The following is a 14,284-nucleotide window of genomic DNA, read 5'->3' on the forward strand; positions in this document are numbered from 1 at the left end:
ATCGATAATAACCTAGATTTTAATTAATAGAAAGTATGGCTAATATCTTAGAAACAGCTTCCCAATCTGGTGACTTTACGGTGTTATTGAAGGCAATTAAGGCAACAGAACTCGAAGACACTTTAAATAGTGAAGGTTCGTTTACAGTCTTGGCACCGACTGATGATGCCTTTGCCAAGTTGCCTCAAGCCGAGCGCGATGCGTTATTTGATAATCTGCCCAAGCTCAAACGGATCGTGCTCTATCACGCAGTAATGGGAAATGTCCAGTCTGACGACTTAGCCGAAATCAATGAAGCACCAACGGTAGAAGGCTCGGTACTTGCCATCAAGCGAGGGGAAGGGAAAATTCACATTAATGACGCGTTGGTGACGCAGATGGATATCTTGGCTGATAATGGGGTCATTCATAAGATCGATACGGTGTTGATGCCTGCGATTCTCGAACACGAATACGATTAGTAGGGGGGATTGGGGATTGCGGATCGTTCCCTTTCAATAGGGCTTCTGGAAGTGCATTTGGGAATGTCGATCGAGGGTATGGTGTTGAATCGAGCGGGAATTTGCCCGATGATGGACAGAGCCGCTAGCCAAGATCCACAGTAGTTATGTCCAGTCCTTATACAGTAGTGCTCATAGTCCCCACGGGTATCGGTGCGGCGATGGGTGGGTTTGCAGGAGATGCATTGCCGATCGCCAGAGCCGTTGCGGCAAGTTGCGATCGGTTGATTACCCATCCAAATGTGATGAATGGGGCGCAGTTATATTGGAGTATGCCCAATGCGCTCTACGTCGAGGGTTACGCGCTCGATCGATTTGCGGCGGGTGCTTGGGGATTGCAACCACTTAGGCGCAATAAAATCGGGATTGTATTCGATCGATCGATTTCCGATGACTTGCGCGTGCGACATTTACAAGCCGCAGATGCCGCTAGAGCTACGCTAGGGCTGGAGTTGGTCGATTATGTCGTCACAGACCTACCCTTGGGTGTAGATCTGCGTACTGCCGCTTCTGGAGCATCCTGGGGGACGATCGAGCAGCCGGATAGTCTGTTACGAGCGGTAGATAAGTCGATTTCTGTCGCTGGAGCCGAGGCGATCGCCGTGATTGCGAGATTTCCCGACGATCCGGGCGCGACAATCCTCCACGATTACCGCCATGGTGTCGGCGTCGATCCCTTAGCTGGAGCCGAAGCAGTCATCAGCCACCTCGTCGTGCGTACCTTTAAAGTCCCTTGCGCTCACGCACCAGCCTTATCGCCACTCCCGATCGATCCAGAGATTTCTCCTCGCTCGGCGGCGGAGGAGCTGGGTTATACCTTCCTACCTTGTGTGCTAGTAGGATTGAGCCGCGCGCCGCAATTTATCGCCACCCCGACAGCTCCCGGTGCGGGAATTTGGCACGATGAAGTCGATGCGGTAATTATCCCCGAATCTGCCTGTGGCGGGAGTGGCTTACTGAATTTCGCCACATCTTCACGCGCTAAAATTATTACAGTAGCCGAAAACCAGACGCGAATGGCCGTAACTCCCAAGGACGTCAGGATTCAATCGATTGGGGTAAGATCGTACTTAGAAGCGATCGGTGTCATTACCGTCGATCGAGCTGGCATGAGTCTCGATAGTTTTCGACCGCAAATCGATCGACTCCAGGAGTGTCTTTAATTTAGTTGATAGTTGATAGTTGATAGTTGATACTCGATGTTCAAGTTTTTGAAAACTGCTGAAGTGTATGATATGGGATGAAGGATCGGTATAGAAAGGTAAAGACATGCTACTCAATAAGCCTTTGCCCTTCATCGAAGACTTTATCAACGAATTGAACAAGGGACTGAAAAGTTACAATCCAGATGGGGGCTTGAGCAGAATTCAGCGTGGATGGATCGGATTCTGTCTGATGGGCATAATACTGACGAACAGCGTATGCTGGGCAAGATTTGAACGGGTGAGCCTGGGGAAATACAGCCTGGGAGCCTTATCATGGATGTTTCGCAAATCCAAACTGCCATGGGAGATGATGCTTCAAGTTAGTATAGCAATAGTGCTCAAGCAGTATGGTATTTCTGGAGGTACTTTGGTGACTGACGACTCAGATCATCAGCGCAGTAAGAAGACACCAAGGTTATTCAAAACCCATAAAATCAGAGACAAAGGTAGCGGGGGATATATAAATGGTCAAAACATAGTGTTATTAATACTAGTTACTGACAAAGTGAGCTTGCCAGTTGGATTTGAGGTCTATCAACCTGACCCTCAACAACAAGCATGGACAAGAGAAGATCAACGTCTGAGAAAGAAAGGTATCGCGAAAAAAAACCGCCCAGAGGCTCCACCCCATAATCCAGACTACCCAACTAAACCAGAATTAGTGTTGCGATTAATGGAGCAGTTTCGGAAGCACCACAGTCAAATCAAGATCAAAGCCGTCGTTGCTGATGCACTATATGGTCAGGCAAAATTCATGGATGCAGCATCAGGCTTATTTGGTGGAGTCCAAGTCATTAGCCAATTGCGTTATAACCAAAATATTCGTTTTCGAGGCCGAAAACAAAGCCTAAAGCACTATTTTTCAAGTTATCCGGGAGTTCCTCAAGAGTTGAGTATTCGAGGTCAACCTGCCATTACAGCCAATGTTGGAAGTATCAGAGTGGAAGTTTGTGCTCACGGAAAAAAGCGATTTGTGATTGCGCTGAAGTATCCGGGTGAGCAAGATTATCGATATTTAGTTGCTACGGATCTGACTTGGCGCACCATAGATATCATCCAAGCGTATACACTGAGATGGTTAGTAGAGGTTTTCATCGAGGACTGGAAGTCTTATGAAGGTTGGGCGCAGTTGGCCAAGCAAACAGGTAAAGAAGGGACAAGCCGTGGCCTGACCCTGAGTCTGTTGCTTGACTTATGCCTCTTGCTTCACCCGAGACAAATAGCCCGCGTTGACAGCAAGCTGCCCGCATATACTGTGGGCAGTCTACTCCGCAATCTTCAGATGGAAGCTTTGTTGTTATATTTTGAGCAGTTGCTACAAGCACCTAATCCGGTTGAGCAGTTGAATCAATTAAGTCAATCAGTTCAGGAGTTTTTCCTTTTGAGATCGTCTGGTAAACATATGAGTGGTAGAGATTTAGGTCGCTTAGAACCCACTCCCTCCCTCAATCGTCGAGCTGTAGCTTAAAAACTTGAACATCGAGTGATAGTTGATAGCGAAGTTATTAAGACGGAAATTTAGCGGATGCCTTTTCATGGAAGGGTTTCCCGTCGATAAAAAGGTACCAAGCAAACTTCGTCTCAATAACAATCTGCCTCAAGGCATTGGCTATAAACCCTTACTATTCGGTAAATTAAAAATCCGTCCTCCCAATTGTATGAACCCCCCAGTCCCCTAGTCCACTCACTCATCCACCCATCCACCCCTTCATCCACCCATGAGTAACCCACCCAATCCAGACATCGAACCCTTGTCGCGGAGTCAGATTTTGATTGCCATGGCAGTCACTTCTATCCTGCTGTTTGGGGTAGCGAAGCTGTGGTTATATCTGAGCGAGTTGCAGTTACGTCCGCTCTCTCTGAGCGCGATCGATTTGGGTTTTGGAATAGCTTTGGGACTGGGTTTGACAGGTTTGAGCGCGATCGTATATGCCGTGTGGGGTGTTTATCGAGAGAGTGCTGATTTTTATCTGGCAATGGTACTCAAACCGCTGGCTATCCCCGATATGGTGTGGTTGGGAATTTTACCAGGATTGAGTGAGGAGTTATTATTTAGGGGCGTAATGTTACCCGCACTCGGATTAGATCCGATCGGCATCGTGCTATCTTCACTCTGTTTTGGAGTATTGCACATGACCAATGCCCAACAATGGCCTTATGGAGTGTGGGCGACAGTAGTCGGGATGGTGCTAGCCTATACTATGGTCGAAACGGGCAATCTTTTCATCCCGATCGTGGCTCATGTTACTACCAATTTTATCTCCGGCTTAACCTGGAAACTCAATATGCTCGATCGATCGAAACCTTTGTAAATTTGTCCTCTCATTATTGAGCATTGCGGCATTTGTCTATAAAAAATTAAACAGGGCGACTGGGCGACGGAATGATTTCAATCCACAATCCACAATCCACAATCCATCCACCCCTAATGTCCCCCCACGCCCAAATAAGTCTCAATCACTTTTGGATCTTTGAGCAAGTCAGCACCGCTACCTTCATGTTTGACGATGCCAGTATCTAAAACATAAGCTCGATCGGACATGGCTAAAGCTTTTTTAGCATTTTGCTCCACCAATACAATTGCCGTCCCGATTTCATTAATTGCCCGAATCTGCTTGAGCACATCGGTAACTAAAGCGGGTGAGAGTGCTGCTGACGGCTCGTCGAGCACGAGTAATTCGGGATCGAGCATTAAGGCTTTGCCCATGGCTAGCATTTGACGTTCGCCGCCCGATAGCGTCCCCGCGCGTTGTTTGCGTCGCTCGGCGAGGCGGGGAAACATCGTATAGATTTTTTGCTTGAGCTGTTTGAGATCGTTGGAGCGGATGAAACCACCCATCTCTAGATTTTCTTCGATCGTCAGCGACTTAAATACATTCGAGATTTGGGGCACATAACACATCCCTTTCTGGACGATGCGATCGGATTTTAACCCGCCAATTTGTTCGCCTTTGAACGTAATCGTCCCGCTATGGGGCGTCAACAGTCCAAAAATCGTCTTTGCTAGCGTCGATTTTCCCGCACCATTCCCGCCGATGACTGCTACTAACTCGCCCGGTTGGACGACAAAGTTAATCCCATTGAGAATATCCGAGCCAGGAGTATAACCAGCGCGGACATCCTGAACTACTAGCAGTGGGGCATTGGTGAGCATTGGTGGGGTCGATCGATAGTGGTTACTCAATTTTAGTGGAAAGAGTCTCTTTGAATGGTAAATTAACAGACTTTTGGCGATCGAGTCAATTTTGGCCAAAATCGATCGGATGGGACATATTCTCGACTTCTCGCAGAAGTTGGGAATATAGCAGTATTGGTTTTAGATGAATTGTTCCTACAGAAAGCTGAATTACTCAGTCGTCTTTCATCATGCGATCGATCCGCCGATTTGCTTCAGCAGAGATTTTCACAAACCCATTGGTAGCTAAGAATCCACCGATCGATGTCAAGGCACCAACCGCAATATTCCAGGAACTGCAACGGATGAATAGGCTTTGCAATTAGATAGTGAGGCGGTATTGCGATCGATTATGGCACAGCATGGTTTATTAGTAGATAGACTACAGCAACTATCGCAAGATTTGCCTCTCGAAACTCGCAAATACATCACGGACAACTTTTGCCGTTCATTTCACCTCATAACCCCTCATAAATGTCGTTAGATCTGGTGATAAAGATCTTAGTTTGAAGTATATGTATCGATCTTAACTAGTGTTAACCTCATGCCAGTTCGGGTTAAAGATCGCCCTTTAAGGATTGCTGGCTTCGCTCTTCAACCGCCCTCAAATGAATTTGGGGCTAATAGCAAAAGTTCGTTTTAACGAACTAAATATCTGGCAGTTCTCTTCTCTTCGAGACGCTTCGCGAACAGAGAACTTGAGCTATTAGCCCGTTCGCGTAGCGTCTCCGATAGGAGAAACTTATAGTTCAGGGCGGTTTGCGAACGAAGCAGATCGATCTTTTCAGGTGCCAATGGTTTGATTAAAGGTAGGCACAATCGATCGAATTCGCGCAGTGTCACCAAATCCATCACCCCCGCTCGATGCAATCCCTTTGTCGTATCATGAACGGCTTCAAGAATCTCCGATTTCTTCTTCCGCATCGCAATCTACCTCTAGTACTTCATTATTATCAGTTAACCGTGAAAAGTATCGGGTCGATCGAGAAATGCTAATTCCGCAGGAGTACTTACTCTACCTAAAATTTGGTTGCGATGGGGGAATCGTCCGAAAGTTTTGATTAATTCATAGTGAGTGCGAGCAGAATCGATCGCGATTTGACTGTCGGGATCTGATGCTAAGGTTTCAAATAATTTGATTGATTCTAATTGGTCTTCAAGCTGTTCGCTATGCTCGAATGGTAGATACATAAACCATCTTTGCACGGGTAATAACTCTCGATCGAGTTCGGTTTCGATCGCATGTTTGGCAATAGATAAAGCGAGATTATCGGTAGCAAAAGCAGTGGGCGTACCGCGAAATATATTGCGTGGAAATTGGTCGAGGGTAATAATTAAAGCCAAGCAACTATATGGCGCATCTTGCCAACCATCTAATAAACCAGCCGCTGCAAAATGATATACTTCTTCAAATCGATCTTTAATCTCTCGATCGATTAGCGGATCGGATTTAAACCACATTGCACGCGGTTTGCCGTACTGTTCGCCATTATTTAAAGCATCAGGCGTACCAAACCAAAAATCCAGAATTTCATCTACCCTGCTCATGTTCTCTATGTCATTGACTATCTTTTTACCTATTTAAGAAAATATGCGCTCGATCTCTGTGCTAAATCCAGGCAATAATGGTGAAATGAGCGTATCACCTGCCAAAAGTGTCGCTACTAGTTGCAGTTGTGCGTCGGTACGTCGATAGATTTCTAGAGTTTTTAATTGCCAGTTGACGATCCAATATTCTTGCACGCCATAACGAGAGTATAGTTTGAGTTTGATACTTTTATCTCGCTGTTCGTTTTGTTCGCCTGAAGAGAGAATTTCTACTACCAACTCTGGCGCGACTGTAAAGTGTCCCGCTGTATCGATACCTTGCTCTAACCGCGCATTACTCGCCCACACTACATCAGGAATCACCGCATCTGTGGGGGTAAAAATCACGCCAGGAGTTTCAAAACTCCTCCCTAGATCGGTTTCTTCCGACCAAGTTTCGAGGCGAACATGAATCTTACTGGCTGCACCTTGATGACGAATGTGGGGAGCGCGACTCACAAATAGTTCTCCTTCGATAATTTCATGGCGCAACCAGCCGCCATTGTCGGGCATGGCATCGAGATCGGCGGTTGTCCAGTAGAGAGAATTAGCAACCATCGGTTAGACCTGGTAAACTCTTGCTTTATTATATTCGATCGATTCATCGCTAATAACCCAAGTTGCTAGTTATAAACCAAGCGGTTAGAAACCGCTCCTCAGAATGCAAAGTCCGCCTGCGCGGACTAGTTTATTAGTCCGCGCAGGCGGACTTTGCATCATTAGCCACGACTTCTAGTCGTTGGCACTCCACTAACTAGCAACTTGTGTTAATAGATGCAGCGAAAATAAACTTTGCAAAAATAAAGGTAGGGGCAATTCATGAAGCGATGTGCGCTCGTCGGGTTTCCCGACGGTTCAGCAAATCAAGACATTGCTCCTACCTTTATTTGTGTTAATAACTAATTATCCTGACTATTTTTTCTTCGCACTAGCCTTTTCTGCTTTGGCAGCTTTCTTGGCAGCTTCGGCTGCGGCTAAAGCTTTTTGTTTGGCGGCTTGGCGTTCTTCTTCTAGTTTGTCTAGGTAGTAATGATAGTCACCTAAATACACCCGGAATTCGCCATCGCGGACTTCGACGATTTTATTTGCAACTTGAGAGATAAAATATCGATCGTGCGAGACGATTAATGCCGTGCCATCGTAGTTAATCAGGGCATTTTCTAGCGTTTCTTTGGCGGGAATATCTAAGTGGTTTGTCGGCTCATCTAGGATGAGTAAATTAGCCGGAATTAAGAGCATTTTTGCTAATGCTAATCGGGCTTTTTCACCACCACTGAGCGATTCGACTTTCTTAAATACCATATCGCCAGTGAATAAGAACTGACCTAATAATGTGCGAACTTCTTCGTTCTTCCAGTCAGGAACTTCATCGTGAATGGTTTCGATGACTGTTTTACTCAGATCTAATGCTTCGGCTTGATTTTGCTCGAAGTAGCTGGGGATGACGTTGTGTTCGCCGAGTTTGATGGTGCCGCTGGTTTGTTTTTCCATCCCCATAATCATTTTGAGCAGGGTGGATTTACCACAGCCGTTGGGGCCTAAAAAGGCAATGCGATCGCCGCGTTCGATGAATAAATCTGTGCCTAAAAAGAGAATTTTGTCACCATAAACGTGTTCTAAATTTTTAATCTCTACGATTTCGCGACCGCTACGTGGTGCGGGTGGAAAGCGGAAATTGAGCGTGCGCATACTCGATGCCGGAGCTTCGATCCGTTCGACTTTATCAAGCAGTTTTTCACGGCTTTTCGCTTGAGTACTGCGAGTAGCACTAGCGCGGAATTTCTCGACGAAGGCTTGTTGCTTTTCGAGTTCTTTACGTTGTCTCTCGAAGGCGTTTAATTGTGCTGAGGCATTCTCAGATTTTTGTTCGAGGTAGGATGAATAGTTCCCCAGATAAGTACTAGATACACCGCGTTCGGTTTCGACGATTTGAGTGCAAAGTCTATCTAAGAACTCGCGATCGTGCGAGATAATTACCATCGGCGTTTCGAGCTTGCGGAGGTAATTTTCTAACCATTCGATCGTTTCTAAATCTAAGTGGTTAGTCGGCTCATCTAGTAGTAACAGATCGGGGAATTGGAGCAAGATTTTGCCCAAACTCATCCGCATTTGCCAACCGCCGCTAAATGCACTCACCAATCGATCGGCATCTTCTAATTCAAAGCCTACTTCTGGTAAAATCTTGTCGATTTCGGCTTCTAGTGCATAGCCATTTAATGCTTCGTACAATCGCTGTAATTTATCCATGCGATTGAGGAGACTATCTAACTCATCACCGCTAGCCGTTTCTAACTGATGGTGGATTTTGTCGAGTTCCGAGTGGACGCGATTGGCTTCGCCAAAGGCTTGCCACAATTCTTCTTTGACTGTGCGCGTCGGATCGACGTCAAATTCTTGGTTGAGGTAGGCGATATTGAGACTCGCAGGGCGAATAATTTCGCCGCTAGTAGGTTCGATTTGCCCAGCAATTATCTTCATTTGGGTAGATTTACCCGCACCATTTGCTCCGACTAATCCAATTCGATCTCCTGGCTTTACTTCCCAATTAATGTCCTTGAGGACTTCACCTGTGGGATAAATCTTGCAGATATGTTCCAGTCGCAGCATGAAATTAATTTTCTCCAGGAGTAGTGAGAGGAGGGCGGGTATCCCAATATTTATTTTAACAAAACTTTACCACTAGGTCACGTAAATAGTTGTTATGGGGTCGAGGGTAGGGGGTAGGCGTTAGGCTTTAGGTATTAGGCTTTAGGTTAGGGGTGAGGAGTTAGGGATGAGGTATGAGGTGTTGGGTGTGATATTTTTAGACGTTAGAGGTTGAAAATGTATTTCACGCTCGCATCTAAAACCTAGCCTCCATGCCAGTAGCATTCCCTAAAGCCTAAAGCCTAAAGCCTAAAGCCTTCCTCTCCCAAAGTTGCTAAAATTAAAGCTGAGTTACTAAGAAGAATCCGCGCATGATGGACGTAATGGAGTTTTTTCAGCATAGTGCTGGTAAATGGCGATCGAAACGGACTACACATCACCTCGCATTTAGAAGATCGGAGATGGGGGAATCGGAGATTGAGGTGAAGGCATTGGATGCTAAAGATCCCGAAATCATCGCGCTGTGTGAATCTCACCAAGTCGATCCCAGTTTAGCTGTCGGTGGCTGTTGTGTGACTTGGGCGGCTTCGATGGGTTGGGACCAAGAGGGTGAAAACCATGAAGGGAAAACGGTATTCGCGCTAGTTCCCGATCCCGAAAAACCTCACAGCGGTCAACTTTTGCGCGATCGCGGATATGCTGAAATTGTCTCAGTGGCGGGACAATATCACATGGATAACGATGGTGGCTTGGTCTTGATCACCGACTATGACATCATGAGTTCGGTGGAGCGGTTTTGGTTTCCCAGTCCCAATGTCCGCGTTCGCAGCAGCACTGTCAAGCGGATGGGTGGATTTAGTACTGCGACATTCTGCACGGAAACTCGCGTGGTGGATGAGGCGAATGGAGACGGCGGTACTAACTCCGCAGCTTATGTAGATCCCAAGTCTATTGTTTCCCCCTTGGGTTGGTGATAGCTAGCGATCGAACCGAAGCATATCGGGTTGGAGTTGAGTACATTAACAAAGTTCGAGCTTTGGTGCCAGATCCGCACATGGTAGATGTCATGAGCAATCTACGCGATCGAGTATCCATTTGCAATTGGATCGGTCACCAAATTAAGACTGTCAATAACTCACTTCAAACCCATCTTAATACTTGTCATGAGTGTTTCAATTTAAGCGATCGCCGAGCGATGCAGATCTTGGCGGTGCCGTTTGCAGCGTCCGTGTCGTTGGATGGTTTTTGTAATATTAATACTAACCCAACGACGATTTTGGTCGATGTGGGACGCGTCGCACCCCCCGATCGGTTGGCTCTAGTGGCTCATGAATACGCTCACGCGTATTTAGGCTATCCCGGACACGATCTGGAATATGTCAAGGTGCTGAGTCATTTATGCTTGGGCTTGGGTTTGGCACAGCCATCTTTTACGCCTGACGATCGCAGTATCTATTATTGGCCGCCATATTCACCGACGATCGATCCTCTGGCTTGGTGGCGGGGAGAAAGTGATGTCGGTTAAAATTCAAGCAGCGATCGTGAAACCATTATTTGGGGTTCGATCGACTCACGATCGAGACAACAAACGTCTCGACAGTCAACGATTATGGAGCCTACAAACCGGAGAGTTGATTCGTGTTTTTGAAACATCACCCTATTGGTTTGCTGATGCGATCGCCAATACATCTGAAGCAGGACTTGCCGAAGCTTATACGGCAGTTGAATCAACCTTGAACCTACACACGATCTTTGGTTGGTCGCTTTCTGGCGTTATTTGTGCGGTGACGGCTTGGCGTTATGTGTGGCGATCGGGTTCGATATTGTTGGCACCTTATTTCCCTTAGAGAAACCAATTTTTAGGTTCTTAGCGATCCCCGCCACTCGATCGAATTTCTATGATGTCGGTTGGTACAATATGCTCGCTGCTGCCATCATTACCTTGTTTACCGTCGCGGCGGGTTTCTATGAAATCATGCTGAATGGGCGACACAACGACCACTTGTCGTTTTCAAGCTCGTTCTGCGATGTTTTTTTCCGTGAGGCTATTTCTGCCCATTCTTGTGCTCTAGCTATGCCTTCTCTTATTCCCCTTTTCTAGACCTGAATCCTTACGAATAATTGATGCAAGAGATCGAGTCGATCGCAGATCTCGGCAATTGTTTTAGCATGACGCTCGTTTTCTGCTTGGAGCAACTGCTGGATGGCGATCGATTCTACCTGAATTTCAGTTTGGTTAGAAAATTCGGCTCGATCTGGAGTGATTTTACGCTGTTCGCGATCGAGGTTGAGTCGCTCGGCAGCCCTCAATCTTTTCACCTGCTGGCGTTCCATCAGATTAGTAATCCGCGCAATAATTTCTGGCCCGACTACTGGTTTATTGACAAAATCATCAGCCCCGATCGCGAATACTTGTTGAATTAAGGTCGGTTCTGTCCGAGCGGTAAGAAAAATAATCGGTAAGTGCGACCAATCCGCTCGATCGCGCACGGATTTACACAATTCTAAGCCATTTATTGTTGGCATTTCCACATCTAGAATTAAGAGATCGGGCTTGGCTACAGGCACAATTTCCCAGAACTTTTGCGGATCTGATAGAGTTGTAACTCTAAAGCCCCAGGGAACTAATAATGCGCGTAAAATTGCTAAAATCTTGAGATCGTCATCGACGACTAAGATATGAGTTTGAGTTGATTCGACTTGGGCAATTGAGCGTTCGATTTCTAGAATAATCTCGCTGGGACTATTCGGGCAGATGCTAGTACAAGTACCGAATCGTTCGATTTCAGGATGCAATCCGGGCGCATCGGTTAGCAAAATCACTGGGATAGCTGGGACATGTTTGCCAACCTCAACGAGCAACCGCACGACTTCTTCAGTCTGTTGGGCGAGATCTGGCGATAGGAGAATGCTGCGAGTCAGATGATGCTGGAGTTGGGACTTTGCTGCGGCGATCGTCGGTACGACCTGGATGTGCCATTTGCGCTCGTCAACTAGCGATTGGATCTCTCGTTCGAGATCTGGATCGACCGATACCAAAAGAATATCTATCGCTGGAGTGGGATCGAAATAATAAAGATCGGGCAGAGACACCGGACGCTCTAACTCCTCTTGCAAGGCACCCACCATTGAATATAGCCATTGCCCCTGTTCGATTGTCAACTCTTGACGACCGCCGAGCAACTTTTCGATCTGACGAGCTAATTCCGAACTGAGGGAAAAACCAAACATCCCCAACGAGCCGCTGAGGGAATGGGCGATACTCCGTCCCACCTCCTGCCAATCTGACTGAAGATCTCGATTCAAAAATCTGATTGAGAGCCGCTCTAATACTGCGACTTGTTCGAGCACTTGACCTTTGAATTTCTCCCAAGTATCGGTCAGGAGATTGACCTCTAGTGAATTGACAGGTTTGAGGCGATAACCGATCCCATACACGGTTTCGATGAGATCGGCAGCAGCTCCAGCGTGTTTGAGTTTGTAGCGCAAACCTTTAATATGCGTGCGGATGGCTTCTTCGCTAGGGGTGCCGCCATAAGACCAGAGATGGTCGAGGATCGCGTCACAACTAAACACCCGCTTGCTGTTGCGCAGAAATAATTCTAAGAGGGCGTACTCTTTCGGCGTAACAGGTACCAAGTTATCGCTGTAGGTAACAGTTGTACTGACCGGATCGAGGTGTAAATCGCCCCAGGTTAAGATCGGTGTCGATGGCTGGTGGCTGCGGCGCAGTAGTGCCCTAATTCTGGCGAGTAATTCTTGAGGATCGAAAGGTTTCCCCAGATAATCATCAGCTCCCGCATCCAACCCGCGCGCTCGATCTGCTGGAGAGCATTAGTGACAAGTTAAGAAGCGATCGCACTTGTCAAGCGGGCTTGAGGCGATGAGTCGAAGAAAAAATTGTCTGTTCGACTCATAGAATCAGGAAAAGGTGCAATAATTAACTTAACATTAGGTTTACGAACAGTTTTAACAATACCTAAATCTTGATTCTCTGGGGCAGCAAAATAGGTGACTGGATTGGCAGCTAAACCTTTATGATGAGCTACATGAAAGTGATAAAGACCTCGATAAATCATCTCTAAAGAAATGCGGTCGAATGGGAGAGATAATTCATCAGCTACAGCATCACCTAAATCGACTAGAACTGCATAAAACAGCCAAGTCCCCCACATCTGTAATTTAATTCCATTAACTGAACCAGTCCATAAATAACTCAACCCGAGCAATCGTTTAACAGTATTAAAAGCCTCTTCAATTCGCCACCGTCTTCCGTACAAATCGGCGACTACATAGGGAGGAAGATTCAATGGGTCGAGTACACTAGTTAGATTAAGAATACCAGACTTTACCCACTTTAATTTCGACTAATCTTACAGTTATATATGGAGTCTTTTTGGTGCCAGACCCCATCCGCACTATTCGGTCACGGATACTATAACTATTGCTAAATACTCGCTCTATCTGTAGCGATGCACCTTTTTTTAATCGAGTAATAAAATGAATATCTCTGTTAATTAATTCTTGCCAAAATTGGAAATGATAGAAGCCTCGATCCAAGAGCAATAAAGTGCCCGATGTTACTAAATTCAGGATATCTTTCTCAAAATTAACATCTGAAGCTTTGGGATTTTCTCTAAACCAGATTTCAATCGGCAATCTCGTCACCAAATCTATGACTACTCCCATTTTTCCCGCTAGTTGTCCGATTGGCACATCAGATAAGCTATCTAATTTCTTGAATATCGCTTCCAATGTGGAGCCATCACATGCCCAAATCCGCTCAAATTTTGCTTGAGCAAATTCAATGCTTTGTGGCAACAATCGCTGTTTTCTCTGGTGCCACTTCACTCTAAATTCTGGCAGTAATTCCTTAAACACTCTCTCAAATAACTCAGATGGAAAGGTCAGAAATCTTTGTGCAATCGCCTGTTGACTTACTTGTGTTGGCTCACACCACAAAAATCCTTCTCGCCCTAACATTCGGCTTAGTTCTCTGACTCCTGGCACATTCCGCCACAGTAGCGTCAGCACTGCTGCCATCATCAAGGGTAAATTTAACAGCCGATTTCTCAGCCCTAATTGTCGGTAGTAATGACTTTGATTGAAAATTGCTGGTGTCAATAAAGCCTCTACTTGAGCGGCGATGATCTCATCTTCCACACCTGGTTGGTGGTTCTTTTTGGCGTGGTCGCGGTTACTTCTTCGGCGGCTGGTCATCAGGCCTCTAT

Annotated in this window: 14 protein-coding genes and 2 pseudogenes; 8 read left to right on the plus strand and 8 right to left on the minus strand. The window is 46.2% G+C overall.

Annotated elements, in window-relative coordinates; translation table 11 throughout:
- Positions 1–35: 35 nt before the first annotated feature.
- The 4 genes from CHA6605_RS06415 (at position 36) to CHA6605_RS06430 (ending at position 4,017) form a co-directional block, all read left to right on the plus strand.
- Entirely contained in the window at positions 36–461 is a 426-nt protein-coding gene (locus CHA6605_RS06415) for a fasciclin domain-containing protein (protein WP_015158687.1), read from the plus strand.
- 146 nt (positions 462–607) lie between these two features.
- Complete coding sequence (locus tag CHA6605_RS06420; RefSeq protein WP_015158688.1) at positions 608–1,663, plus strand: DUF3326 domain-containing protein; 1,056 nt, start codon at positions 608–610, stop codon at positions 1,661–1,663.
- Between the two features lie 106 nt (positions 1,664–1,769).
- Positions 1,770–3,173 (plus strand): transposase, encoded by a 1,404-nt coding sequence (locus CHA6605_RS06425; RefSeq protein WP_015158689.1) that lies wholly within the window; start codon positions 1,770–1,772, stop codon positions 3,171–3,173.
- Positions 3,174–3,423: 250 nt separating this feature from the next.
- Positions 3,424–4,017 carry a CPBP family intramembrane glutamic endopeptidase gene (locus tag CHA6605_RS06430; protein WP_015158691.1) on the plus strand — a complete coding sequence of 198 codons (594 nt, stop codon included), beginning with the start codon at positions 3,424–3,426 and terminating at the stop codon, positions 4,015–4,017.
- Between the two features lie 113 nt (positions 4,018–4,130).
- Here the strand turns inward: CHA6605_RS06430 and CHA6605_RS06435 are convergent, their stop codons facing one another.
- From CHA6605_RS06435 to CHA6605_RS06455, 6 genes are all read right to left on the minus strand, one after another.
- On the minus strand, positions 4,131–4,859 hold the full coding sequence (locus tag CHA6605_RS06435; RefSeq protein ID WP_015158692.1) for an ABC transporter ATP-binding protein: 729 nt from the start codon (positions 4,857–4,859) through the stop codon (positions 4,131–4,133).
- 196 nt (positions 4,860–5,055) lie between these two features.
- On the minus strand, positions 5,056–5,202 hold the full coding sequence (locus tag CHA6605_RS33740; protein ID WP_157259869.1) for a hypothetical protein: 147 nt from the start codon (positions 5,200–5,202) through the stop codon (positions 5,056–5,058).
- A gap of 317 nt (positions 5,203–5,519) precedes the next feature.
- Positions 5,520–5,804 carry a hypothetical protein gene (locus CHA6605_RS31390; protein WP_015158693.1) on the minus strand — a complete coding sequence of 95 codons (285 nt, stop codon included), beginning with the start codon at positions 5,802–5,804 and terminating at the stop codon, positions 5,520–5,522.
- Between the two features lie 33 nt (positions 5,805–5,837).
- Positions 5,838–6,428: a DUF924 family protein gene (locus tag CHA6605_RS06445; RefSeq protein WP_015158694.1), complete on the minus strand. Its 591-nt coding sequence runs from the start codon at positions 6,426–6,428 to the stop codon at positions 5,838–5,840.
- Between the two features lie 33 nt (positions 6,429–6,461).
- Complete coding sequence (locus CHA6605_RS06450) at positions 6,462–7,025, minus strand: Uma2 family endonuclease (RefSeq protein ID WP_015158695.1); 564 nt, start codon at positions 7,023–7,025, stop codon at positions 6,462–6,464.
- Positions 7,026–7,379: 354 nt separating this feature from the next.
- Complete coding sequence (locus CHA6605_RS06455) at positions 7,380–9,074, minus strand: ABC-F family ATP-binding cassette domain-containing protein (protein ID WP_015158696.1); 1,695 nt, start codon at positions 9,072–9,074, stop codon at positions 7,380–7,382.
- A gap of 350 nt (positions 9,075–9,424) precedes the next feature.
- On the opposite strand from CHA6605_RS06455, the gene CHA6605_RS06460 reads away from it, so the two are divergent.
- From CHA6605_RS06460 to CHA6605_RS37115, 4 genes and pseudogenes are all read left to right on the plus strand, one after another.
- Positions 9,425–10,027: a phycobiliprotein lyase gene (locus CHA6605_RS06460; protein ID WP_015158697.1), complete on the plus strand. Its 603-nt coding sequence runs from the start codon at positions 9,425–9,427 to the stop codon at positions 10,025–10,027.
- The gene (locus tag CHA6605_RS06465; RefSeq protein ID WP_015158698.1) at positions 10,024–10,578 is read left to right on the plus strand and encodes a hypothetical protein; all 555 of its coding nucleotides are present in this window, start codon (positions 10,024–10,026) and stop codon (positions 10,576–10,578) included. Before CHA6605_RS06460 ends, CHA6605_RS06465 begins: the two co-directional genes overlap by 4 nt.
- A complete protein-coding gene (locus CHA6605_RS35545; protein ID WP_015158699.1) occupies positions 10,568–10,900 on the plus strand; it encodes a DUF2231 domain-containing protein in 333 nt (110 codons plus the stop codon). Before CHA6605_RS06465 ends, CHA6605_RS35545 begins: the two co-directional genes overlap by 11 nt.
- Positions 10,858–11,034: pseudogene (locus CHA6605_RS37115) on the plus strand (DUF2231 domain-containing protein); the annotation flags it as partial. The gene CHA6605_RS35545 and the pseudogene CHA6605_RS37115, both read left to right, overlap by 43 nt.
- A gap of 116 nt (positions 11,035–11,150) precedes the next feature.
- Here the strand turns inward: CHA6605_RS37115 and CHA6605_RS06480 are convergent.
- Both CHA6605_RS06480 and CHA6605_RS32600 read right to left on the minus strand, forming a co-directional pair.
- Positions 11,151–12,860 carry a response regulator gene (locus tag CHA6605_RS06480; RefSeq protein WP_015158700.1) on the minus strand — a complete coding sequence of 570 codons (1,710 nt, stop codon included), beginning with the start codon at positions 12,858–12,860 and terminating at the stop codon, positions 11,151–11,153.
- A 38-nt stretch (positions 12,861–12,898) separates the two neighbouring features.
- A pseudogene (locus CHA6605_RS32600) lies at positions 12,899–14,273 on the minus strand (IS4 family transposase).
- Between the last annotated feature and the right edge of the window lie 11 nt (positions 14,274–14,284).

This window comes from Chamaesiphon minutus PCC 6605, assembly GCF_000317145.1.
Classification (GTDB): Bacteria; Cyanobacteriota; Cyanobacteriia; order Cyanobacteriales; family Chamaesiphonaceae; genus Chamaesiphon; species Chamaesiphon minutus.